Here is a 22,377-nt window from a genome sequence, read left to right as displayed (position 1 = left end):
CGGCCCCATGCCGCCATGAGCCTTGCCTACCATGACAGAACTTGCGAACCCGCAGCGTCCCTCGGACGCCGCCGCCACTCCAGCCCGAACCGCCGAACTCGACATTGGCGGGATGACTTGTACCTCATGCGCAATGCGGGTCGAAAAGGCGCTGGCCAAAGTGCCGGGCGTCACGCGCGCGTCGGTGAATCTCGCCACGGAAAAAGCCCGTATCGAGAGCGACGCCACCGTCGAACCCGACACGCTCGCCACCGCCGTGCGCAAAGCGGGCTACGAAGCGACGCTGGTGGCGTCCGAGCATGCTGCGCCTGCGGCGTCCGCCTTGGCCGCAGCGGCCATGCAGGCGCCGCAAGCCACCGGGTTGGCGATCGGCGGCATGACCTGCGCTTCCTGCGCGATGCGCGTCGAGAAAGCACTGACGAAGGTAGCGGGCGTGACGGGCGCGTCGGTGAATCTGGCCACCGAAACGGCGACCGTCAGCCTGAGCGGCGCCGACTCCGACCCAACCGCCGAGGCACTGATCGCCGCCGTGGAGAAAGCCGGCTACGAGGCGAGCCGTCTGGATCACGGCAATGCCGGCAGTCACGCGCCCCCTGTCGCCTCGATCGCCCCCACCGACCGCAAACGCGAACAAAGCCGCCGCGAACTGGCCGCCGTCCTCGCCTCCGCCGTGCTGACCCTGCCGCTCGTCGTGCCGATGGTCGCCGAATGGTTCGGCGTGCACGCCATGCTGTCGCCCTGGCTGCAGTTCGCGCTCGCGTCGATCGTGCAATTCGTGTTCGGCGCGCGCTTCTATCGCGCCGCCTTCCGCGCCGTGCGCGCTGGCGCAGGCAATATGGATCTGCTGGTGGCGCTGGGCACGTCGGCGGCGTATGGCATCAGCGTCTACGAACTGGCAACGCATCCCGGCGACATGATGCATCTGTATTTCGAGGCGTCGGCGGTGGTGATTACGCTGGTGCGCTTCGGCAAGTGGCTTGAGGCCCGCGCCAAGCGCCAGACCACCGACGCGATCCGCGCGCTCAACGCGCTGCGCCCCGACCGCGCGCGCATTCGCGTCGGCGCCGACGAGCGCGAGGTGCCGCTCGCGCAAGTGCGGGTCGGCACGGTCGTGATCGTGCGTCCCGGCGAACGCGTACCGGTAGACGGCGCGGTGCTCGAAGGCCGCACGCACATCGACGAATCGCTGATTACGGGCGAAAGCCTGCCGGTGCCGAAACAGGCCGCCGACAAGGTCACCGCCGGCTCGATCAACGGCGAAGGCGCGCTTGCGGTGACCACTACCGCGATCGGCGCGGAAACCACGCTCGCGCGGATCATCCGCCTCGTGGAAAGCGCACAGGCCGAGAAAGCGCCGATCCAGCGACTGGTGGACCGCGTCAGCGAAATCTTCGTGCCGGCGATTCTGGCGATCGCCGCGCTCACGTTGGCGGGCTGGCTGATCGCGGGTGCGGGCGGTGAGACCGCCATCCTCAACGCGGTCGCCGTGCTGGTGATCGCCTGTCCGTGCGCGCTCGGCCTGGCCACGCCCGCCGCGATCATGGCCGGCACCGGCGTCGCCGCGCGGCACGGCGTGCTGATCAAGGACGCCGAAGCGCTGGAAACCGCGCATCGCGTGACGATCGTCGCGTTCGACAAAACCGGCACGTTGACGCTTGGCCAACCATCGATGACGGCCTTCGAACCGATCGGCGAGATCGGCCGTGACGAAGCTTTGGCGCTGGCGGCAGCCGTGCAGCAGCACAGCGATCACCCGTTGGCGCGGGCGGTGATCACGGCGTACGAGGCCGTGTCGGCAAGCCAGCCTCAGGCGGCAACCAAGGCAAGTACAGCAAGCGCCGCGCGCGCCGTGGCGGGTCGCGGCGTCGAAGCGGAGGTCGCAGGTCACACGCTAGCGCTGGGCAGCACGCGCTGGCTCAACGAACTCGGCATCGCATTACCGCCGGCGCTGACGGAACGCGCTCGCGAACTCGAAGCCGCCGGCAATACGGTTTCCTGGCTGATGCAGCGCGACCAGCAGGCGCCCACCGCCCTCGCCCTGATCGCTTTCGGCGATACCGTCAAACCGACCGCGCGCGCCGCCATCGAGCGGCTGGCGCGGATGGGCATCAAAAGCGTGCTCGTCACGGGCGACAACCGTGGCAGCGCCGCCAGCGTCGCCAAAGCGCTCGGCATCGACGAATTCCACGCCGACGTGCTGCCCGACGACAAAGCCCGCGTGATCCGCGACCTGAAAATCCGCAGCGCCGGCATCGTGGCGATGGCGGGCGACGGCATCAACGATGCCCCCGCGCTAGCCGCCGCCGACATCGGCATCGCCATGGCGACCGGCACCGACGTCGCCATGCACGCGGCCGGCATCACGCTGATGCGCGGCGATCCGGCGCTGGTGGCCGACGCGATCGACATTTCGCGCAGGACCTGGCGCAAGATCCAGCAGAACCTGTTCTGGGCGTTCGTCTACAACCTGATCGGGATTCCGCTGGCCGCCTTCGGCTGGCTGAACCCGATGCTAGCCGGCGCGGCGATGGCGTTTTCGAGCGTTAGCGTCGTCACCAACGCGCTGCTGCTGCGTACCTGGCGCGGTGCGCCCGGATCGACGGGGCGTTGATGGTCAAGCCGTCGAGCCGCCTCGTGGCGTAGACACCTCACCGATTACGTCGAGCTTTCAAAAACCTAAAGAAAGCGGACGACACTGCCGTTAACCCTGATATCAACGCGCGGACCCCGCTTACGCAGGACCCGCGCTTTCGCTTGTCCTCCTCACTGCGTAATCGTCAATGGAATTCCTCTCTCTGCGCCGCGCCAGCGTCGGCGCCCGGCTTGCCGTTCTTTCGTGCGTACTGGTGGCGCTGATATTCGCCGCCTTCACCTGGGCGCTCACCCGCACGGCCGGCAGACAGGTCAGCGATCAGGTGCTCGACCGTATCGCCGACCGGGACCGCTCGATCGCCGCCATGATCACGCTGTTCGACAAGGCGCTGTCGGCCGAGGTCGACCGCTCGATGTCGCTGTTCGCGAGCTTTCTGCCACCCGGCTATACGCTCGACGACACGCAAAAAGTCGACATTGGCGGCGTCGCGACGCCGACCATCAAAGCCGGCGACAAGGTCCTCAACATGGACTTCACCATCCCCGACCAGTTTCTGGAACGCAGCGGCGCGGTCGCCACCGTGTTCGCGCGCAGCGGCGACGACTTCGTGCGCGTGACGACGTCGCTGAAGAAACAGGACGGCGCGCGCGCGATCGGCACCTTGCTCGACCGCAAAGCGCCGGCGTATGCGTTGATCCTCGCGAACAAGTCCTACACAGGACTGGCCGCGCTGTTCGGCAAACGTTTGATCACGCAATACCGGCCGATCACCGACGCAAGCGGCCGCGTGATCGGCGCGCTGTTCGTCGGCGTGAACGTGGACAAGCAGATCCAGTCGGTCGAAGACGATATCCGCAATCTGAAGATCGGCGACAGCGGCTACTACTTCGTGCTGAACGCGTCGAAGGGCGCGGATCGCGGCAAGCTGATCGTGCATCCGGCCGCCGCCGGCCAGAGCGCGGACGACGCGAACGCGCCGTATCAGCAGATGCTCGACATGAAGGAAGGCCAGCTCGAATACCGCTCGGCCGACGCCACGCTCGGCGAGCGCGACGCACGCGACAAATTCGTCTCGTTCGTCACGGTGCCGGAATGGCAATGGCTGGTCGGCGGCGTCGCGCCGCGCGATGAAGTGATGGCCGACGTCACCGCGACACGCAACACGTTCCTCGTGCTCGGCTTCGTGCTGGTGGGCGCGTTCGCGGTGGTCTTCCTGATCGCGGTGCGGCGCATGGTGAGCCGCCCGCTCGCGGAAGCCGCCAAAGCGTCCGAACGCTTCGCTTCTGGCGATCTGAGCGTGCGCGTGGCACAGGGCGGGAACGCTCGCGCCGACGAAATCGGCCGCCTGATGCAATCGATCGACGGCATCGGCGAAGGGCTCGCGCGCATTGTTTCGCAAGTGCGCAACGCGTCGGCGGGTATGTCGCAGGGCACGGAGAAGATCGCTACCGGCAGCGGCAATATCGCCGCGCGGATCGCCACCCAGGCGAGCAGCCTCGAAGAAACGGCGGCCAGCATGGAGCAGATCACGTCGACCGTGCAGCAGAACGCCGACCACGCGGCGCAAGCCAACACACTGGTTATGCGCGCCGCCGAAGCGGCGCTCGAAGGCGGCCGCGCCGTGGAACGCGTGGTGTCGACCATGGGCGAGATCAGCCGCTCGTCGCAGAAAATCGCCGAAATCACCACGGTGATCGAAGGCATCGCGTTCCAGACCAACATCCTTGCGTTGAACGCCGCCGTGGAAGCCGCTCGCGCGGGCGAACACGGTAAGGGCTTCGCGGTGGTGGCGTCGGAAGTGCGCGCGCTGGCGCAACGCAGCGCGGCTTCGGTGAAGGAGATCGAGAGTTTGATCGCGACGTCGGCGGCGACCGTGCGCGGCGGCTTCAAGATCGCCGAAGAAGCCAGCTCGACGATGCAGGGCATCGTGCAGCAAGTCGGCCAGGTGCGCGCGATCATGGGCGAAATCAGCGTCGCGTCGCGCGAGCAATCGGGCGGTATCGAGCAGGTCAATCTCGCCGTGACGCAGATTGGCGAGGCCACCCAGCAGAATGCGACGATCGTCGGCGAAGCGGAACTCGCGGCCGCCGAACTGCGCGATCAGGCCGCGCGGCTTGCGCAGGTGGTCAGTGTGTTCAAGCTGGAAAGCGGGCGGGGTTGAGCGCGAGCTTTTGCGATAGCGATAGCGGTCGTTAAAACTCCACGTCCAGTTCGTCGATCTCTTCCACTTCCTGCTGCGCGTCGGCAATCCACGCCTGCATCTCGGGCAGCGCCATGATCCGCTGCCCGTAGTCGACGATCTCCGGATCGAGCTTGACGTCGTAAGTCACGAAGCGCGTCACCACGGGCGCGTACATCGCGTCCGCCGCGCTGCGCTCGCCGAACAGAAACGGGCCGCCGTACTGCTTCAGGCAATCGCTCCAGATCGTCACGATCCGGTCGATGTCCGATTGCGCGCGCGCCCATACCTTGAAGCCCGGAAAATGGGCTTTCAGGTTCATCGGCAGCGCCGAGCGCAGCGAGCCGAAACCCGAATGCATCTCGCCGCAAATCGAACGGCAATGCGCTCGCGCGCGAATGTCTTTCGGCAGCAGCGCTGCTTCCGGTTTCAACTCGTTCAGATACTCCGCGATGGCCAGCGTGTCCCACACCTTGATGCCGTCGTGAACCAGGCACGGTACGAGAATCGACGGCGATAGCAGCAGCAATTCGGCGCGCGCGGCGGGGTCGTCGATCGGCATTACGATCTCGTCGAACGGCAGGCCGCTGAAGCGCGTCAGCAGCCAGCCGCGCAACGACCACGACGAATAGTTCTTGCTGCTGATGGTGAGCGTGGTATTCGCCATACGATTCTCCTCCAGATGACGCGTCCAGCCGTCGCTCGATGCGCTGTGTGCACGTTGGCGTGCGCGCGCGCACCAAAGCGCGGCAATTTCGGCCCGTTGCCATGAACAGCGCAAATGCTATGCCAATGTGCAGCGGCGTCTGCACGTGTGCGCTTGCATGATTGGCACATGACTTGCCTCTACGAGAGTTCCTTCCTCTTCAGCACTCGTGCGAAGGTTATGAACCTGTTCGCATACCCCACATACCAGGCCCTTGCCGACATGATGCTGCCGATGCGGCATGGCGCGGCCCTGATGATTCACTCGCTCGACGCATGGCCCGCGTTCGGCGAAACGCCGCACGGACGTTCGATGCGTGCGGCCGCCGAGTTGTTGACGCTCGCCGGGCTGACGCCTGTACGACCGCCGTTCGGCATCGACAGTGTGGTGACGGAAGGCAAGCAGGTGGCGATCGTCGAGGAGGTCGCTGCGCACACGCCGTTCTGTTCGCTGCTGCATTTCCGCAAGGACACCACGCTCTCGACGCCGCAACCGCGCGTGCTGGTGATCGCGCCGATGTCGGGCCACTTCGCCACCCTGTTGCGCGGCACCGTGCGCACCATGCTGGCCGAACATGATGTCTATATCACCGACTGGCACAACCCGCGCGACGTGCCGCTGAGCAAGGGCCGCTTCGGCTTCGACGAATTCGTGCAGCACGTGATCGACTTTACGGAGACGATCGGCCCCGGCACGCATCTGCTGGCGGTGTGTCAGCCGACCGTTGCCGCGCTGGCGGCGGTCGCGCTGATGGCCGCCGACGATCATCCCGCGCAGCCGGCCAGCATGACACTGATGGCCGGTCCGCTCGATACGCGCATCAACCCGACGCGCGTCAACGAACTGGCCAAAAGCAAACCGCTCGAATGGTTCGAGAAGAACCTGATCAGCGCGGTGCCGTTCGGTTTCGGGGGCGCGCAGCGGCGTGTGTATCCGGGTTTCGTGCAGTTGACCGCCTTTATGTCGATGAATCTAGGTCGACACTTCGACTCGTTCGAGACGATGTATTACGAGCGCGCGAAAGGCGATCCGGCGAAGGCCGATACGATCCATACCTTCTACGAAGAGTATTTCGCCACGATGGACCTCACCGCCGACTTCTATCTGGAGACGGTCGATACGGTTTTTCAGCGGCATGCGTTGCCGTTGCATGAGCTTAAGGTGGCGGGGCGTCTCGTGGAGCCGTCGAAGATTCGCCGCACCGCGTTGCTGACCGTCGAGGGTGAAAAGGACGATATCTGCGCGGTCGGGCAAACGCTCGCCGCGCAGGATATGTGCGACAAGTTACGGCCGTATCTGAAGACGCATCATGTGCAGACTGGCGTGGGGCATTACGGTGTGTTTAATGGGCACCGCTGGGAACGGCAGATTTATCCGCGTGTGCGAGCCGTGATTTACGACAACGAGCCGCGCGCGGTGCTGGTGAGTTCGAAGGCGCGGACCATCCAACCCGTGCCGGTGCCGGCGGCCACCGCGGCCGAAGTGACGGCGGCGGCGCCGGTTGCGGCGGCGGTGGTGGATGTGTCCGTGGCTGCCGGCCGCGTGAGTGGCGGCGGCAGCGGCTCGGCTTGAAGCGTCGTGATTTATGACTCAGCCGCGACGCTCTTCCATGGCTTGACGGCCGGCACCTCGCACGGGCCGTCGACCTCGATCGATTTGAAATCGGCCGGCGACACGATCTCGATGTACTCCATGTCCTCGGAATAATCGAACAGATAGTGGACGATGCCCGGTGCCTGATGCACGCAATCGCCGGCGGCGACGAGCGTCTCCTTGTCGCCGTACATGAAACGCGCCCAACCCTTCAGCATGATCACAATGTGGAAATCGGCCTCATGACGGTGCCAGCCGGTGCCTTGCTCTGGTGCGTGATTCGCCTTGACGAGTTGCGCGAGCACCTTGCCGCCGGTTGCCTGCGCAATGCCTAAATCGCGGTAGAGAAAAAAGTCGCGCAAGCCCTGATCCTCGTAGGACGTGTCTTGCGGACGGACGTGGCTGAACTGCGTGGCGAATTCGGTGGACATGATCGCGCTCCTGGAGAGTGAGCCGGCAGTTGAAAACGACGCGTTGGAGCGTCGGTTGCAAGCATCAAGCGGGCCAGTTTGCGCGGTGGGTTTCGGGCGGTGGGACGTGGCAATGGGATGAGCGCCGCGTTTTTCCATGTTATGCGCGGCGCGGGCTGCGTGAACCACTTTGGTGGTTTTATGCGGTCGGGCGGAACATCTGGAACATGTCGCCGATTTCCGCGTAGTCGGCGCGATAGCCCGCTCGCATGATCGGCTGCGCGGCGTGCGTGTCGAACAGACCGTCTTTCAGATAGGCCTCGTTGATGTGGACACCGACCACCTGGCCGAGCGACAGATAGTTGTCCATCGGCGTGCCGTCGAGGGTATGCAGACGCACCACTTGCAGCAACTTGCATTCGAGCGCGGCCGGCGATTCGGCGACGTGCGGCACGCTCACGTTGCGGCCCGGCGCGGCGGTGAGGCCGGCGAGTTCGAATTCGTCGATATGCGGCGGGACCGGAGCCGATGAGCGGTTCATCTGCTCGGCGAGCGGCTTGGTCGCGAGGTTCCAGACGAATTCGCCGGTGGCTTCGATGTTGGCGATGCTGTCTTTGCGGCCTTCGCTGCAGAAACCGATGATCGGCGGGAAGCTCGCGAACGCGCCGAAGAAACTGTAGGGGGCGAGGTTAAGGGTGCCTTCGGTGTCGCGTGATGCGATCCAACCGATCAGACGCGGCGCGACGATGGCTTTGAACGGGTCGTGCGGGAGGCCGTGGCCGGTGGCGGGATTGTAGAAGTAGTGGGGCATGGGGTGGGCTTGGGGGTTTTGCGGGGGATGTGGAGGGGTAGTTATACCGCAGAGTGTTTGAGGCTGCTGGGAGCGGGAGGCTGAGCAGTCCTGCTGGTGCACAGCGTTTTTACAGCCTATTTACTGTTAAATTAAAATACAGCCTATAGACTGTTTATATCAAATACAGCCTTAAGGCTGTATTTGTGTGATACAGTTTAAAGACTGTATGAGACCGAAGATAATCCCATGGATTACGCTATCAAAACGCCAGCTCAGCTCCGGCCCATTTTGCAGGGCTTTCGCAAGTCCGCGGGACTCACTCAAGCTGCGGTCGCGGAATTGTTAGGCATCACCCAGCAAAGCTACGCGCAACTGGAGGCCAATCCTGCCGCGGCCAGCGTTGAACGCATTTTTAAAGTCATGCGCCTGCTCAATGTGGATCTGCGGCTAAGTCAAACGTTAGCTGCAACGAGTAGCGAATCTGCGTCGGTTGTCACGCCGAAGCGCCAACGGTCCACCCCTGCGGTCAAGAAAGTCCGGCCCGTCGCGGCCAAAAAGAAAAAGGAAAACTGGTAATCATGGCGCGCCGCGCTCAGACGCAACGACTCGACATCTGGATGAACGGTATCCCCGTCGGCTATTGGGAAAGAGCGCGTGACGGGGAGCGTTTGAGTTATTTCGACACGTGGATCGGCGACGAACAGGGGCGCCCGCTGTCCTTGTCGATGCCATTCACACCAGGCAATCAGCCTTATCGGGGCGACCTGGTGAGCGCGTTCTTCGACAATCTGCTCCCCGATAGCGATGCCATTCGGCGGCGGTTAGCTCAGCGACACCATACAGGCAGCACGAACGCGTTCGATCTGCTGGTCGCGCTTGGCCGCGATTGCGTCGGCGCAATCCAGTTACTTCCCGCGGACGGAAGACCCACCGATCTCTACACCATTTCCGGCGCGCTGCTCTCCGAACCGGAGATCGCACAGCTTCTGCGCAACGCAACCGCTGCGGCCCCACTCGGCCAATACGACGATGGTGCGGACCTGCGCTTATCGATTGCCGGGGCGCAGGAGAAAACCGCATTGCTGCGCCATGACGGCGAATGGATCTACCCGACAGGTAGCACGCCGACCACGCATATCTTCAAGCTCCCGCTCGGGCTGGTTGGGAATATGCAAGCGGACATGCGGACGTCGATTGAGAACGAGTGGTTGTGCGCCAGAATCGTCGCGGCTTATGGACTGCCTGTGGCGAATTGCGAGGTGGCTACATTCGAGGATCAGAAAGCGCTCGTCGTCGAACGCTTTGATCGCAGGCTATCGAGCGACGCTCGCTGGATCGTGCGTCTTCCGCAGGAGGACATGTGCCAGGCTACCGGGCGACCGTCGCATCTGAAATATCAGGCCGATGGCGGTCCCGGCATCGCCGAGATCATGGACGTCTTGCTCGGTTCAGAGAATGCGGATCAGGATCGGCTGCAGTTCTTCAAGACTCAATTGGTGTTCTGGCTACTCGCGGCGACCGACGGGCACGCGAAGAACTTCAGCATTGTTCATTTGCCGGGCGGGCGGTATCGGTCCACGCCGCTTTACGATGTTCTTTCCGCGCATCCGATCATCGGTTCGGGGAGGAATCAGATTGCTCGCCAGAAGGCCAAGATGGCAATGGCGGTTCGTGGCAGCACAAATCACTATCTGATCGACCGGATTCAACAGCGGCATTGGGTTGAGCAGGCTCGGCAAGTTGGGTTGGGGAAAGTGGCTGCGCTGGAGATCATTGAGGAAGTGGTCGATGCGACTGATGGGGTGATTGCTGCGGTGAACGCGCAAGTGCCCCCGGACTTTCCGGGAGGACTGGCGGAATCGATTCTGAAGGGGGTCGAAAAACAGCGGGACAGGTTGCGGGCTGCGGGGGCTCGGTAGTGGCGAAGCTTGTTCCACCATCGATTGCCAACCTTGCAATCGGAGAGCGGAAACGAGACGCCATACCGGGCTTCCACCGCAGTCAAATTTCCATTGAGGTCCGTTACGTCGTTCGCGACGCCACGCACCCGCCGGCCATTTACCGCGACACTAGCCGCGGCTAATCAACCCCTTCCGCCCCGCCTTAACCTGCGCTAAATGCGCCTCGTCCCACTCATAAAACCCCGCGCCGCTGCGCACACCGACTCGCCCGGCGTCGACCTGTTGTCGCAGCAGATCCAGCACGTCTTCGTCTTTGGCCAGCTCCGGCATCAGATGCGTGGCGATATCGAGGAAGGTGTCGAGCCCGCCCATGTCCGCCCCCTCCAGCGGTCCGACGATTCCCCACCGCCGGCCGAGCGACGCCTTCATCACGCGGTCGACCACATCCGCCGTGGCTGCGCCTGAACGGACGATATTCAACGCCTCGCGCAGCACCGCAAACTGCAAGCGATTACCGACGAAACCCGGAATCGCCTTCGCGAGCACCACGGGCTCCATGCCGATCGCGCTCATCAACGCGGCGGTCTGTTGCGTCACGTCCGGCGCAGTCGCGGTGCCCGGCACGACTTCGACCAGCGGGATCATGTGCGGCGGATTCCAGAAATGCGCGATCAGAAAGCGCTCCTTCGCCCGCAACGGCGCGACCAGTTGATCGGGCGGAAAGCCGCTGGTGTTGCTCGCGAGAATCGCGTCGCCGGCGAGCAAAGGAGCCAGCGCCGCGTATAGCCGATGCTTCAGTTCGAGCACTTCGGGAATGGCCTCGATCACGAATTGCGCCGACGCCATCACGTCAAGTTGCGCATGCGTTTCGATGCGCCCGAGCGCCGCCTGTTTAGCGGCTTGGTCGATGCGGCCGGCGTCGATCAGTTCGTCGAGCACCGCTTCCGCTTTGGGCGCCACACTCGCGAGACGCGCCGGGTCGACGTCGTGAACGATCGTCCTGTGCCCATGCAACGCGCTTTGCGTCGCAATGCCGACGCCCATCAATCCCGTGCCGACTACGCCAATCACTGCCTTCATCACGTCCTTCTCCACGCCGCTCTCCCGCTACCGTCGATGAAAGCTTTGAAGCATAGCGCAGCGCGTGTATTCGCCGGCCCGAATGCAACAAAGCCGGTCTTCCGCGAGGAAGGACCGGCTTTGTCGATGTCGCGCCGCGTCAGGCGGCGTTGTCACTCGCCTGGTGTTAGCGCGTTACGCATTAATAACGCGGGGGCGGCGGACGATGGTCGTCGTGGTGATGCGGATCGTAGTCATGCGGATGATGACGCATCCAGTCGTCATGAGCCCAGTAACGATGGCCGTCGTAGTAACGATCGCCGTGCCAGCCGATGTCGATCGACACGCCCACCGGCATCATGTGCGGCTGACCGTAGACCACCGGGCCCGGGCCGCCCTCGACCACGACCCGCTCCTGCGCGAACGCGCTGCCTGCTGCCAGCAATGCGCCGCCGGCCAGCAGAGTCGCAATAATCGAACGCGATGTCTTATTAAAGGTTTTCATAGTGACCTCCCATCAAAGTTTGGTATCAAGCCAGCGTCCGTGTGCGGTCAATCGCGACCTGAGGTTTCAGGCTCCAACCAGACGCCGTACGCTTGAGACCAACTTTAGCGGCGCAAACCGCATGAAGACGTGAGGACTTGTAAGCGCACATTTCAATGAAAGGGACCGATGAAAGGATCGCATTTTCGCGTGGAACTCCCACCTGCAAAGCCATGCGCGACGAATCGTGCAGGCAACACGTCAGCAGACTGTCAGCCCCCGTTACATTCATTTCGGGGCGGAAATATTCGGTGATGCGGGTAAGCCGCTAGGGCGACGCCCCAAAAACAAAAGCCACGGTACGCGTTTCGCGAACAGTGGCTCTAAAGATACTGCGCACTCTCGAAGTGCGCGCCCCGCGGTAATCCGCGCTCAGGCTGATACGACCTGGTTCTTTTAGTCGCTCAACTTGACGCCGAACAACGTGGACTGCGCACGGCGCACGCGGTCCGCTTCGCGGCTGCGCGCTTCGTACGAGTAGTCCGAATCCAGCGGCAGATGGGGCGACGCAAAGAGGTCGCTGACCTTTTGGAACAAAGCAAAAATGAAGCTCATGGCGACTCCCGGTTGATGACTGCATTGACTAGGGTTTTCCCTTAAAAATGATTATAGGGTTTTCCCTAGTCAAAATCTAGTGCGATGCAACATTTTTCGGATGTGGTGCGTTGTCACAGGCTTGATCGTCATGATGCGTCGCATCATGACAACGTCCCTTTTTTTGAGATTTGGGGGCAAAAGACGATAAGCCGCGCAGCCAGAGCGGCTGTCGAAACGACTCGCGCCGCGCCAGTGGATCGTTGGCGCGGCGTTCGGTCAGTCTCGGTGTTAGTGGGAGTTGGAGGCTTTCGGCTTGTGCGCGTGCGGGGTACGCGCGGCACGCTTGCCGTGCGTCGGCGTAGCGCCAGCTTGCTGAGGCGTGGCGGAAGCGGCCGCCACTGCGGCATTGGCGTTCGCCGCGGCGGCGTCGGCCATTGCCATGTGCGTGTCGAGCAGGCTGGTCATGGCCGCCTGCTGGTTCTGCATCAATTGTTCGATGCGATGCTGTTGAGCGGTGGTTTCGCGCGTGAGGCGCATCAACAGCAAAGTCTGCGTGATGCCGATGGCCACGGTCACCAGCAACGCGCCCACCACGATCGGCAACAGCCACTTCATACGGCGCGAGTGATCGCTGGCCGCGCGGCGCTGATCGGCGATCACGCCGTATAGCGCATCGACGGTATCGGCAAAGGCGGTCGCTCGTGCGCGATCGAGTTCCGGCGCGGCGCGCAGCGCGGCTGCGGCAGCTTCGGCGCGGCGCGCTTCGCGCCAGGGTTCGGCGAATGCGGCGTGGGCATGCGCAGACCCGGCGGCGGTCAGCGACGGGTTCACGCTCAGTTTCGGACCGTCGGACGCCGCAGCCGCTCGCGATGTGACTTGCTCGCTCGACGCGTGCGGTTCATTCGCGCCGATGGTCGCGGCGGCGTTCGTGTTGGTGGTTTTGCCGGGGTTTGCGCCGGCAGTCGCGCCGATGCCTGTGCCTGTGCCTGTGCCTGTGCCTGTGCCTGTGCCTGTGCCTGTGCCTGTGCCTGTGCCTGTGCCTGTGCCTGTGCCTGTGCCTGCGACCGCGCCTGTGTTCGCCTCTGCCGTGAAACCTACGCTCGCACGCAGGGTCGCGTCAGATGCCGCGCCTGCAGACGTATCACCAGCCGCACCGACTGCACCATTTGCACCAGCGGCGCGAGTGTTCGCATCAACGGCCACACCCGCCGCACGTCCCATGTCCCGAGAAGCGGTCGTCGCCTTGGCAAATGTCGCGGCGAACCGCGACGGCGTTTTCGCGCCGCTAGAGGCCGATGCCGTCGTCGACTCATCCGTCGACGACGCACCTGCCGCGCTCGTTGCGCCCGCCGCACTTGCAACTCCCGTCGCATTCGCCTGGCGCAGCGCGGTCACGCTGCGCGCCACCGTCGCCGCCGCCATCGCAGGCGTCAATGGAATCGACGCAGACACCGACGTCGCCAACGTCTCATCCACGGCAGTCCGTTCCTTCGGCGTCGCATCCCCGACTGCCAACTCCGCCACCGACGAACCCGCCGCGTCCCAAGGCTCGATATCCAGCCCGCTCAACACCGCATTGACCGGCGTCGGCTCGTCGGCCTTCGCGGCACGCGGCGCACGACGCGCCGACCGCACGTCCAGCAGCGCGCCGTCGCCAGCATCGATCACGCCGACCGCGGCCAGCACCACATCGGGTAATTCGAAACCGTGCAGCGTGCCCTGCCGGATGTCGATATTCATCGCTTCCAGCGTCGCGCGGGTTGGATCGTCGGGGAACAGGTCGAGCGTGCTGTCGTCGCGGGCGGCATCGCTCAGTTGCGCGAGCCGTTGTGCCGAGCGCGCGGCGCGCGCCAGCTTGTTTTCAGTTTCGGTCGAGACGGTGGCCTGGCGTCGCTTCTTCGAAGCGGCGCGCGAAGGCCGGGACTGCGTGGATGCTACGGAATCTGCCATAGAGAAAAAAGCGGTCGTCGCCGGAAAGCGGGCGCCGAGCACCGCTCGTCAATGCCGTTGGAATTTTTGAGACCGCATTGTCGCATGGCCGCCCGCCCCTGCCGAAGCCATTCGCCGACGATTTTCGGCTTTTTAGGACGACGCCTCGTCCTGCCGGAACTGCTTGACGCCGTGCAGTTGACGCAAGCGTGCGCAGATCGCCTCGTATTCCACATTCGACACCCGATGCAGCGTGATCATGACCTCGTCGCACTCGGGCGCGTCGTCGCTTTGCTGCATCACGAACTGCTTGACGCGCGGGCTTGCGGCGCCCAGTTCATCGTGCAGCGAATGAAACGTCATGGTGCCGCGCTCGACGATCATCGTCAGTTGGCGCCGTTGTTTGACCGTGATGAAACGACGCTCGAGCGGCTTGATGCCCGCGAGGATGATCAGAATGATGATGGTCGCCGCGATCGACGCTGTGTACAGCCCGCCACCGACCGCCAGCCCGATCGCCGCGACCGACCACAAGCTTGCCGCCGTGGTCAATCCGCGCACGATCTCGCCGCGCAACAGGATCGAGCCCGCGCCGAGAAAGCCGATGCCCGACACCACCTGCGCCGCCATCCGCGACGGGTCGAGCACGACGTGGTCGCCGGTGAGCACTTCGGAAAAACCATAGGCCGACACGATCATGATGAGCGTCGACCCGACGCAAACCAGCATGTGCGTGCGCAGCCCGGCCGCCCACGAAAGCCGCTCGCGCTCGAAGCCGATCACGCTGCCGAGCGCTGCGGCCAGCACCAGACGCAAAATGAGATCGAGATTTCCCAACATGGTTTTTCCTCCTTATCCGCATTATTTGGAGCGATTTCCGCTCCTGAGTCCGCAGTGCCAAACGGGACCCGTTTGCTTTATCCTAAGCCGCACGCTGCGGCGGCCAGCGTCGTGCGGAGCGCGTCGACCGGCGCAACGCCGATTTCGAACCGCGGACCGGGAAACCGGGTAGCATCCGCGCTCATCCGCCGATTTGCCGACCGCTTGCGTTATCGCATCGCGTCGCGCGTCGCATTTCGGACTGCGGCCGGAGTCCGCCGACGCATCGACACACCCTGTATGACCAATCGAACGACTATGCAGAGCATGAACCCTTCCGCCGCTTCGACGGTCGCCCTCGCCACCGCGCTACGCGTTCACTTCACGAGCGTGGTGCTGCCCATGTGGCGCGGAGCGGGTTTCAACACCGCGCTGAAGCTGCCCTATGAAGCGCTCAGCGCCGAGCATCACCAGCCCATGCCCGCCGAACGCTACCGGGCGATGGCATGTGCGCGGCAGTTGTTCGTGTTCTCCCAGGCCGGCGACGCGGCCCATGCGCAAGTGCTGTTCGACTCGCTGATGCACACCTTTCAGGACACGCGCCACGGTGGATGGTTCTACAGCGTCGACGCGCAAGGCGCACCGCTCGACACGACCAAAGATCTGTACACGCACGCGTTCGTGGTGTTCGCCTGCGCGGAATTCGGCCGGCGTTCCGGCAATCGTGACGCGCTGGAAGCCGTGCATCGCACGTCGGCGCTGATCCAGTCGAACTTCGCCGCTGAGGGCGAGCTGTTCAATGCCGCGCTCAGCGCCGACTTCGCGAACGTGACGGGCACGCCGATCCAGAATCCGCTAATGCATCTGACCGAAGCCTGGCTCGCCGCCCGTGCAGCAACTCGCGACAACGCGTTCGACGCCGCGTTGCGACGCCTCGCTGGCGCAATCGCACGGCACTTCGTGCACGAACCCACCGGTTGCGTCGCCGAATTGCCGATCGGCACGGCCGACAACCGTCTGGAACCCGGTCACCAGTTCGAGTGGTTCTGGCTGGTCAAGCAGGCGGGCGGGTTGTTCGAAGGTTCGGGTCTTGCCGAAGCGCTGCCGCGCGCGTTCGCGTTTGCGCAGCAATACGGCGTGGACGCGGACACAGGCGGCGTGTGCGCCTCGCTCGACGAAACCGGCGGCATCAAGGACGCGACTCAACGGATCTGGGCTCAAACGGAATATTTACGCGCACTCGCGAGTCACGATGACCCGGCGCTGCGCGCCGCGCTCCCGCGGCAAATCACGCTGTTCCAGCAACGCTTTCTGCGTCCGCAAGGCTGGTTCGAGTGCAAAACGGCGGCCGGCGACGTGGCGCGCGCCGACATGCCGTCGACCACGCCCTACCACCTCGCCACCGCCTACGACGCCTTGCCGGCCTGAGCGGCGGCTAGCGTTCTGCCGGGCATCGGCCCGTAAGCCGACCGCCCGGCCGATCAATACGCTTCGCGTTCCCAGGGACCCCAGCCGCTGTCGGCTGATTTGAAACGCATATAAGTTGCGCTGTGTCCGGTGGGGGTGTCCGACGTGTCGCCGAGCGGCTTTTTATCGGTGATGTGGAGGGCGAAAGCCTGCCGGTCTTCGGCATCTACCGTGATGCGACCGATCGGGTCCGGGGCGCCTTCTTGAGGGGATTTAGACTCCAATATCGCCAGATAGGGGGTCAAACGACTCCAGAACGACGTAAGTTCTTCCTGCAAATAATGTGTCAATGTTTTTCCTGGAAGAGTAATACAAACAGTTTACCCTACCGGGCGGAGCCCTCTTAAAAATGCTTTTCAGGCCTCAAAAGGGCCCGAGCGGGGGAATACCCGAATACTGGTTGATTGGCGTCCATCATAAAGACGTGATACAACTCGTACTTCGCGCTCGATCTCACGTTGAGAAATAGCGGTCGCGAATGCAACACACAACATTTATTGGATCAAAAATGGCAACAGGTACTGTGAAGTGGTTTAACGATGCAAAGGGCTTTGGCTTCATCACGCCGGACGACGGCGGCGAAGACCTGTTTGCGCACTTTTCGGAAGTTCAAGGCAGCGGCTTCAAGTCCCTGCAGGAAAACCAGAAAGTGACGTTCGAAGTTAAGCAAGGCCCGAAGGGCAAGCAGGCTGCGAACATCCAGCCGGCCTAAGTACCTTCAGGTACTTTGAGGCACCCTTAGGCGCTTGCGTCTGATGCAAAATGGCCCGCTTCGGCGGGCCATTTTCTTTTGTCTGATGCTTTATTTTTGAGCGCTTCGGAGCGCCGTGGCGCTTAAATTGCGCGCAAGCCAGATAGCGTCATGTCGCCGGTTTGCCCTCGCATGTCGTCGAAATGTTGCGTGCGCAACACAGTCTCCGAAATTTCGAACACTGAAACGGCCTGCTTCAATTGTTGCGTCTGCTGATGCAACGAAGCTGCTGCCGCCGCAGCCTGTTCGACTAGCGCCGCGTTCTGCTGCGTCATCTCATCCATCTGCACGACCGCCTGGTTGACCTGCTCGATCCCGGTGCTCTGCTCGAGCGACGACGCGCTGATCTCCGCCATCATCTGCGTGACACGGGAAATCGAGGCGGACACGTTGCTCATCGCCTCGCCCGCATGCTCGACCAGCGTCGAGCCGCCCTGAATCTCGGCGACCGACTCGCTGATCAGCGTCTTGATTTCCTTCGCCGACTGCGCGCTGCGCTGCGCGAGGCCGCGCACCTCGCCGGCCACCACGGCGAACCCACGGCCCTGCTCGCCCGCGCGCGCCGCTTCCACGGCCGCGTTGAGCGCGAGGATGTTGGTCTGGAACGCAATGCCGTCGATCACCGAAATGATTTCCGCGATCTTGTCCGAGCTCTGCGCAATGCCGCGCATCTTGTCGACCACCTGGTTGACCACTTCGCTGCCGCGCGAGGTCGCCTCCAGCGCGGTTTCTGCCAGCGAGTTGGCTTCGCGGGCATGATCGGCGTTCTGGCGCACGGTGGCCGTCAGTTCTTCCATGCTCGACGCGGTTTCTTCCAGCGAGGCGGCCTGGTTTTCGGTGCGGGCCGACAGATCGGCGTTGCCGGTCGCGATTTCGTCGGCGCCGAGGTGGATCGAGTCGGCGGATTCACGCACGGTCTGCACGGTGCGCGCGACGCTCGCCTGCATCTTGGCGAGGCCCGAGAACAGCCGGCCGATTTCGTTGGTACCGCGCGACGCAATCGGCTGGTCGAGGCGACCCTGCGCGATCCGGTCGAAGTGGCGCCCCGCTTCTTCCAGCGGCGCCACCACGCCCCGACGCAGCGCCGCGTAGACGGCGGCGGTGCCCACCACCAGCAGCACCAGGATCGCGAGGCTCACGCCGCGGAACATGGCCATGCGCGTATCGATCGAATCGAGCGACGCACGGCTGGCGGCGTTGCCGAATTGCACGAAGTTGTGCGACTCGACGAGGTAAGCGTCCTGGAACGACTGGGTCGGCTGATCAAGGAACGCCTGAATATTGTTGCCATCGAGAAACTGCACGAGTTCCGCCAACGCGTCGTGGAGCTTTTTATACCGGTCGGCCAAGGCGGCCGCGCGCGCGCTGTTCTCGTCGCTGGTCTTTTCCGCGCCCATGAAGGCGGCGAAAGACTGATCCGCAGCCGTGAGCTGTTCGCGGGCGTGCTGCACGATGTCGGTCGGCTCGCCGCCGCCGCGCACCATGCGGGTACCCGCGCGCGACAGGTTGATTCGCGCATCCATCAGACGCTGGGTCGTTTCATTGACCGCGTCGACCTGCTTCAACGCGATATTCGACAGATCGCCGACGTCGTCATGAGTGCGCGTGAGCGACCAGAACCCCAATCCCACCGTAACCAGCTGAAAAACGCAGAACGCGGCCAGAACACATAACAGGCCGGATGCGACCTTGATCTTGCTGAACATCGTGGACACCTGAAAGCAAAGAATGACGGGAGCTACGTCAGGGTTAACGGCAAGGCGGAACTTTGCTTGAGATCAATGTCGGCAAAGATCGCCTTACCACCCCGTTTCATCGCCCAACTCCGTAATTCCGGTCATTTTTCGCAACAATGCCGCGTATATCTTTCCGATTCACCTTGACGTGACGCGTCAGCGCTTCCTAGAGTGGGTAGGGACTGCACAACGCACTCCCGTGCGGATTTCACGGCGGACCTCGCCCCAAGGAATCACGATGACCGACCTCCTCGACCGGGCGCGCGGCGCGCTGCATGCCCAGCCGTTCAGCATGCTGCTGGGCGCCGAGTTGATGCACACGGCGACCAACGAGTTGACGTTGTGCCTGCCGATCCGCGACGAATTGCGGCAACAGCACGGCTTCGTGCATGGCGGGGTCATCAGCTACCTTGCCGATAACGCGCTGACGTTTGCCGGCGCGCTGTCGCTGGGGCCGAGGGTGGTCACCGGCGAGTTCAAGATCAACTATCTGCGTCCGGTGGTGAACGGCACGCTGATCGCGCGGGCCAAGGTGGTGTTCGCGGGGCGCTCCCAGGCGACCTGCCAGTGCAACATCTATGTGATGGATGGCGACCGCGAGAAGCTGGTCGCCGTGGCGCAGGGCACGATCAACCGCATCGGCGAGTCGGGCGAGCACGAGCCGGCGGCATAAGAACTCAGGCCTTCCGCGCCAGGACGATAAAGACAAAAACAAAGGCCGTTCCGGCTTGACACCGGAACGGCCTTTCTACTTTCTGATTACGCTGCTGCTCAGGCTTCTGCTCGCGCCCGCGGCGCGAAGCCAAAACCTGCTGCGCGACTCACTCCGCCGCGTAAGTCTTTTGCGTCTGCTCGCCGAGACCTTCGATACCCAGGCGGATCGTCTGGCCCGGCTTCAGATACACCGGATTCGGCTTCACGCCCATGCCCACCCCCGGCGGCGTGCCGGTCGAGATCACGTCGCCCGGTTGCAGGCTCATGCACTGCGATACGTACGACACCAGCTTGGCAACGCCGAACACCATCGTCTTCGTGCTGCCGTTCTGATAGCGGTGACCGTCCACCTCGAGCCACAAGCTCAGATTCTGCGGATCGGCCACTTCGTCGCGCGTGACGACCCACGGACCGATCGGGCCGAACGTGTCGAAGCCCTTGCCCTTGTCCCACGTGCCGCCGCGTTCGATCTGCCATTCGCGTTCCGACACGTCGTTGATCACGCAATAACCGGCGACGTAGTCGAGCGCGTTGGCTTCGTCGACGTATTTCGCGGCCTTGCCGATCACCACGCCCAGTTCGACTTCCCAATCGGTCTTCTTCGAACCGCGCGGAATTTCGACATCGTCGTCCGGACCGCTGATTGCGCTCGTCCACTTGTTGAAGATGACCGGCTCGGCCGGCACCGGCAAATTCGATTCTGCCGCGTGATCCGCGTAATTCAACCCGATGCAGATGAACTTGCCGATCTTGCCGACGCACGGCCCCATGCGCGGGTTGCCTTCCACCACCGGCAGCGACGCCGGATCGAGCGCGCGCAGTTTCGCCAGACCTTCATCGGTCAACACCGCACCGTCGATATCGGCGACCACGCCGGACAGATCGCGAATCTTGCCTTGCGCGTCGAGCAAGCCCGGCTTTTCCTGGCCTTTCGGCCCATAACGAAGCAGTTTCATCGTTGCACTTTCCTATCGTTCAAGGGTGTTCGGTTCGTCAATCCGTGCGTGTCGGTTTGCGTCAGTTCGACCAGCCGCCGTCGATCACGTGCGCGTGGCCCGTGGTGAACGACGATTCGTCGGACGCGAGATACAGCGCCAACGCGGCGATTTCTTCCGGCTTGCCGATGCGGCCCATCGGCTGACGCGCGACGAAGGCGGCCTGCACGGCATCCAGCGTCGCGCCCTGCGCCTGGGCCTGCGCGACGATTCGCTGTTCGAGCGACGGCGAAGCCACCGTGCCCGGGCAAATCGCGTTACAGCGTACACCACGCGTAATGAAGTCTGCCGCGACCGACTTGGTCAAGCCGATCACCGCCGCCTTCGACGCGCTGTACGCAAAGCGGTTCGGCACGCCCTTCACGCTCGACGCCGCCGACGACATATTGATGATCGACCCGCCGCCTTTCTCCAGCATGGCCGGCAGGAACGCGCGGATCATCCGGTACATGGCTTTCGCGTTAAGGTCGAAGGCAAAGTCCCAATCCCCCTCGCTGCATTCGAGAATATTGCCCGCATGCACGAAGCCCGCGCAGTTGAACAGCACGTCGATCGGGCCGAGCTCGGCGGCCAGCGCCTGGATCGCCGCACCGTCGAGCACGTCGAGCCGGCGCGCCTCGACCGGCTTGCCGGCGAGCCCCTCGATGCGGATATCCGTCGCAATCACGCGCGCGCCTTCGCGGGCGAACAGTTCGGCGGTGGCGAGGCCGATGCCTTGTCCCGCCGCGGTGATCAGGGCCGTCTTGCCAGCCAGTCTTTGTGTCATCTACGACTCCAGTTGAATGGGCTTGTCTCGTTTCGCTTCGCTTGGTCGGTTCACAACCGGTAAAACGCCGTGGCATTGCCGCCGAACACCGCCTCGCGTTCGTCGTCGCTCAACGACGCGAGCAAGGTGATCGCCACCGAATGCCACAGCAAATAATCGCCGTTCAGATCGAGCACCGGCCAGTCGCTGCCCCACATCAGGCGACCCGGACCGAACGACTTCAGCAGATGCTCGACATAGGGCCGCAGCGTCTCTTCGGTCCAGCCAAGCGACGCCTCGGTGACGAGTCCCGACAGCTTGCATTGCACGTTCGGCAACGCCGCCAGCCGCGTGATCGCGTCGGCCCACCCCGCGTAGCCCGCACGGCCGTAGCGGATCGGCGGCTTCGCGCCATGATCGACCACGATGCGCAGCGCCGGAAAACGCGTCGCGAAGGTCTCGAAATGCTCGACGTGACGGGCGTAGATCAGCGCGTCGAAGCTCAGATCGTGTTCGACCAGTGCGTCGATCGCCGGGGCGAGATCGGGATTGGCGATCCACGTGTCGTCCGGCAAATCCTGCAGCATCGGCCGCACGCCTTTGAATTTCGGCTCGTGCGCGAGCGCTCCGATTAGCGCGGGTGCGGTGGGCAACAGCAACGGCACCCAGCCAACCACCCCGGCAATAGACGGCTCGTGTCGCGCGAGGTCCAGCAGATAACGCGTTTCGTCGATGGTCGGCGCGGCCTGCACCACCACCGTTCGCTCGATGCCCGCGCGTTCGCGCAACGGTTTGAGATCCGCCGGTCCGAACGGACGGTACAACAGCTTCAATTCCGGCGTCAGCCATTCGTAGTCGCCGCGAGCGGGATCCCAATAGTGCTGGTGGGCATCGATAGCCATCGTC

The 22,377-nt window shown here is 63.5% G+C and carries 21 protein-coding genes; 8 read left to right on the top strand and 13 right to left on the bottom strand.

Annotation, left to right across the window (positions count from 1 at the left end):
- Window positions 1-31 precede the first annotated feature (31 nt).
- Together BX591_RS28030 and BX591_RS28025 are read left to right on the top strand one after the other, a co-directional pair.
- Entirely contained in the window at window positions 32-2,611 is a 2,580-nt protein-coding gene (locus BX591_RS28030) for a heavy metal translocating P-type ATPase (protein ID WP_111934584.1), read from the top strand.
- A 169-nt stretch (window positions 2,612-2,780) separates the two neighbouring features.
- Entirely contained in the window at window positions 2,781-4,754 is a 1,974-nt protein-coding gene (locus BX591_RS28025; protein WP_111934583.1) for a methyl-accepting chemotaxis protein, read from the top strand.
- Window positions 4,755-4,785: 31 nt separating this feature from the next.
- Here the strand turns inward: BX591_RS28025 and BX591_RS28020 are convergent, their stop codons facing one another.
- Window positions 4,786-5,439, bottom strand: coding sequence for a glutathione S-transferase family protein (locus BX591_RS28020; protein WP_035560933.1), 654 nt, complete (start codon window positions 5,437-5,439; stop codon window positions 4,786-4,788).
- A gap of 219 nt (window positions 5,440-5,658) precedes the next feature.
- On the opposite strand from BX591_RS28020, the gene BX591_RS28015 reads away from it, so the two are divergent.
- Window positions 5,659-7,050, top strand: a complete 1,392-nt coding sequence (locus BX591_RS28015; RefSeq protein WP_111934582.1) for a polyhydroxyalkanoate depolymerase — start codon at window positions 5,659-5,661, stop codon at window positions 7,048-7,050.
- An 11-nt stretch (window positions 7,051-7,061) separates the two neighbouring features.
- On the opposite strand, the gene BX591_RS28010 is transcribed toward BX591_RS28015, so the two are convergent.
- Both BX591_RS28010 and BX591_RS28005 read right to left on the bottom strand, forming a co-directional pair.
- Window positions 7,062-7,502: a cupin domain-containing protein gene (locus tag BX591_RS28010; protein WP_111934581.1), complete on the bottom strand. Its 441-nt coding sequence runs from the start codon at window positions 7,500-7,502 to the stop codon at window positions 7,062-7,064.
- 178 nt (window positions 7,503-7,680) lie between these two features.
- Window positions 7,681-8,292 (bottom strand): flavin reductase family protein, encoded by a 612-nt coding sequence (locus tag BX591_RS28005; protein ID WP_111934580.1) that lies wholly within the window; start codon window positions 8,290-8,292, stop codon window positions 7,681-7,683.
- A gap of 228 nt (window positions 8,293-8,520) precedes the next feature.
- Here BX591_RS28005 and BX591_RS37265 point away from each other — a divergent pair, with 228 nt between their 5' ends.
- Together BX591_RS37265 and BX591_RS27995 are read left to right on the top strand one after the other, a co-directional pair.
- Window positions 8,521-8,850: a helix-turn-helix transcriptional regulator gene (locus tag BX591_RS37265; RefSeq protein ID WP_111934579.1), complete on the top strand. Its 330-nt coding sequence runs from the start codon at window positions 8,521-8,523 to the stop codon at window positions 8,848-8,850.
- Entirely contained in the window at window positions 8,850-10,193 is a 1,344-nt protein-coding gene (locus BX591_RS27995) for a type II toxin-antitoxin system HipA family toxin (protein WP_176343072.1), read from the top strand. The genes BX591_RS37265 and BX591_RS27995 overlap by 1 nt, the downstream gene beginning before the upstream one ends.
- Before the next feature lie 150 nt (window positions 10,194-10,343).
- Here the strand turns inward: BX591_RS27995 and BX591_RS27990 are convergent, their stop codons facing one another.
- The 5 genes from BX591_RS27990 to BX591_RS27975 form a co-directional block, all read right to left on the bottom strand.
- Window positions 10,344-11,255, bottom strand: coding sequence for a 3-hydroxyacyl-CoA dehydrogenase family protein (locus BX591_RS27990; RefSeq protein WP_176343067.1), 912 nt, complete (start codon window positions 11,253-11,255; stop codon window positions 10,344-10,346).
- A gap of 181 nt (window positions 11,256-11,436) precedes the next feature.
- A complete protein-coding gene (locus tag BX591_RS27985) occupies window positions 11,437-11,739 on the bottom strand; it encodes a hypothetical protein (protein WP_111934577.1) in 303 nt (100 codons plus the stop codon).
- Window positions 11,740-12,174: 435 nt separating this feature from the next.
- The gene (locus BX591_RS36615) at window positions 12,175-12,333 is read right to left on the bottom strand and encodes a hypothetical protein (protein ID WP_167444630.1); all 159 of its coding nucleotides are present in this window, start codon (window positions 12,331-12,333) and stop codon (window positions 12,175-12,177) included.
- 270 nt (window positions 12,334-12,603) lie between these two features.
- On the bottom strand, window positions 12,604-14,265 hold the full coding sequence (locus BX591_RS36805; RefSeq protein WP_208644753.1) for a hypothetical protein: 1,662 nt from the start codon (window positions 14,263-14,265) through the stop codon (window positions 12,604-12,606).
- Between the two features lie 132 nt (window positions 14,266-14,397).
- Window positions 14,398-15,084, bottom strand: coding sequence for an MgtC/SapB family protein (locus BX591_RS27975; RefSeq protein ID WP_111934576.1), 687 nt, complete (start codon window positions 15,082-15,084; stop codon window positions 14,398-14,400).
- A gap of 297 nt (window positions 15,085-15,381) precedes the next feature.
- Between BX591_RS27975 and BX591_RS27970 the strand changes: the two genes are divergently transcribed.
- On the top strand, window positions 15,382-16,491 hold the full coding sequence (locus tag BX591_RS27970; protein WP_111934575.1) for an AGE family epimerase/isomerase: 1,110 nt from the start codon (window positions 15,382-15,384) through the stop codon (window positions 16,489-16,491).
- A 53-nt stretch (window positions 16,492-16,544) separates the two neighbouring features.
- Here the strand turns inward: BX591_RS27970 and BX591_RS27965 are convergent, their stop codons facing one another.
- Window positions 16,545-16,820: a hypothetical protein gene (locus tag BX591_RS27965; RefSeq protein ID WP_111934574.1), complete on the bottom strand. Its 276-nt coding sequence runs from the start codon at window positions 16,818-16,820 to the stop codon at window positions 16,545-16,547.
- Between the two features lie 218 nt (window positions 16,821-17,038).
- Between BX591_RS27965 and BX591_RS27960 the strand changes: the two genes are divergently transcribed.
- Window positions 17,039-17,242, top strand: coding sequence for a cold-shock protein (locus tag BX591_RS27960; protein ID WP_007178724.1), 204 nt, complete (start codon window positions 17,039-17,041; stop codon window positions 17,240-17,242).
- Between the two features lie 122 nt (window positions 17,243-17,364).
- On the opposite strand, the gene BX591_RS27955 is transcribed toward BX591_RS27960, so the two are convergent.
- The gene (locus tag BX591_RS27955) at window positions 17,365-18,987 is read right to left on the bottom strand and encodes a methyl-accepting chemotaxis protein (protein WP_111934573.1); all 1,623 of its coding nucleotides are present in this window, start codon (window positions 18,985-18,987) and stop codon (window positions 17,365-17,367) included.
- 268 nt (window positions 18,988-19,255) lie between these two features.
- Between BX591_RS27955 and BX591_RS27950 the strand changes: the two genes are divergently transcribed.
- The gene (locus tag BX591_RS27950) at window positions 19,256-19,690 is read left to right on the top strand and encodes a PaaI family thioesterase (RefSeq protein WP_111934572.1); all 435 of its coding nucleotides are present in this window, start codon (window positions 19,256-19,258) and stop codon (window positions 19,688-19,690) included.
- 148 nt (window positions 19,691-19,838) lie between these two features.
- Here BX591_RS27950 and BX591_RS27945 read toward each other — a convergent pair whose 3' ends face one another.
- The 3 genes from BX591_RS27945 to BX591_RS27935 form a co-directional block, all read right to left on the bottom strand.
- Entirely contained in the window at window positions 19,839-20,687 is an 849-nt protein-coding gene (locus tag BX591_RS27945; protein WP_111934571.1) for an ureidoglycolate lyase, read from the bottom strand.
- A 61-nt stretch (window positions 20,688-20,748) separates the two neighbouring features.
- A complete protein-coding gene (locus BX591_RS27940; RefSeq protein WP_111934570.1) occupies window positions 20,749-21,492 on the bottom strand; it encodes an SDR family oxidoreductase in 744 nt (247 codons plus the stop codon).
- Between the two features lie 50 nt (window positions 21,493-21,542).
- Window positions 21,543-22,373: an amidohydrolase family protein gene (locus BX591_RS27935; protein WP_111934569.1), complete on the bottom strand. Its 831-nt coding sequence runs from the start codon at window positions 22,371-22,373 to the stop codon at window positions 21,543-21,545.
- Window positions 22,374-22,377: the final 4 nt, after the last annotated feature.

Origin of the sequence: Paraburkholderia bryophila (assembly GCF_003269035.1) — a bacterium.
In the GTDB taxonomy this organism is placed as follows: Bacteria; Pseudomonadota; Gammaproteobacteria; order Burkholderiales; family Burkholderiaceae; genus Paraburkholderia; species Paraburkholderia bryophila.
This window is presented reverse-complemented; position numbering and strand designations above follow the sequence as displayed.

What these genes read in the sequence shown, in the direction of transcription:
- BX591_RS28030 (WP_111934584.1), top strand. Translation starts at nt 32, where the DNA reads ATGACAGAACTTGCGAACCCGCAGCGTCCCTCGGACGCCGCCGCCACT.
- BX591_RS28025 (WP_111934583.1), top strand. Translation starts at nt 2,781, where the DNA reads ATGGAATTCCTCTCTCTGCGCCGCGCCAGCGTCGGCGCCCGGCTTGCC.
- BX591_RS28020 (WP_035560933.1), bottom strand. Translation starts at nt 5,439, where the DNA reads ATGGCGAATACCACGCTCACCATCAGCAGCAAGAACTATTCGTCGTGG.
- BX591_RS28015 (WP_111934582.1), top strand. Translation starts at nt 5,659, where the DNA reads ATGAACCTGTTCGCATACCCCACATACCAGGCCCTTGCCGACATGATG.
- BX591_RS28010 (WP_111934581.1), bottom strand. Translation starts at nt 7,502, where the DNA reads ATGTCCACCGAATTCGCCACGCAGTTCAGCCACGTCCGTCCGCAAGAC.
- BX591_RS28005 (WP_111934580.1), bottom strand. Translation starts at nt 8,292, where the DNA reads ATGCCCCACTACTTCTACAATCCCGCCACCGGCCACGGCCTCCCGCAC.
- BX591_RS37265 (WP_111934579.1), top strand. Translation starts at nt 8,521, where the DNA reads ATGGATTACGCTATCAAAACGCCAGCTCAGCTCCGGCCCATTTTGCAG.
- BX591_RS27990 (WP_176343067.1), bottom strand. Translation starts at nt 11,255, where the DNA reads ATGAAGGCAGTGATTGGCGTAGTCGGCACGGGATTGATGGGCGTCGGC.
- BX591_RS27985 (WP_111934577.1), bottom strand. Translation starts at nt 11,739, where the DNA reads ATGAAAACCTTTAATAAGACATCGCGTTCGATTATTGCGACTCTGCTG.
- BX591_RS36615 (WP_167444630.1), bottom strand. Translation starts at nt 12,333, where the DNA reads ATGAGCTTCATTTTTGCTTTGTTCCAAAAGGTCAGCGACCTCTTTGCG.
- BX591_RS36805 (WP_208644753.1), bottom strand. Translation starts at nt 14,265, where the DNA reads ATGGCAGATTCCGTAGCATCCACGCAGTCCCGGCCTTCGCGCGCCGCT.
- BX591_RS27975 (WP_111934576.1), bottom strand. Translation starts at nt 15,084, where the DNA reads ATGTTGGGAAATCTCGATCTCATTTTGCGTCTGGTGCTGGCCGCAGCG.
- BX591_RS27970 (WP_111934575.1), top strand. Translation starts at nt 15,382, where the DNA reads ATGCAGAGCATGAACCCTTCCGCCGCTTCGACGGTCGCCCTCGCCACC.
- BX591_RS27960 (WP_007178724.1), top strand. Translation starts at nt 17,039, where the DNA reads ATGGCAACAGGTACTGTGAAGTGGTTTAACGATGCAAAGGGCTTTGGC.
- BX591_RS27955 (WP_111934573.1), bottom strand. Translation starts at nt 18,987, where the DNA reads ATGTTCAGCAAGATCAAGGTCGCATCCGGCCTGTTATGTGTTCTGGCC.
- BX591_RS27950 (WP_111934572.1), top strand. Translation starts at nt 19,256, where the DNA reads ATGACCGACCTCCTCGACCGGGCGCGCGGCGCGCTGCATGCCCAGCCG.
- BX591_RS27945 (WP_111934571.1), bottom strand. Translation starts at nt 20,687, where the DNA reads ATGAAACTGCTTCGTTATGGGCCGAAAGGCCAGGAAAAGCCGGGCTTG.
- BX591_RS27940 (WP_111934570.1), bottom strand. Translation starts at nt 21,492, where the DNA reads ATGACACAAAGACTGGCTGGCAAGACGGCCCTGATCACCGCGGCGGGA.
- BX591_RS27935 (WP_111934569.1), bottom strand. Translation starts at nt 22,373, where the DNA reads ATGGCTATCGATGCCCACCAGCACTATTGGGATCCCGCTCGCGGCGAC.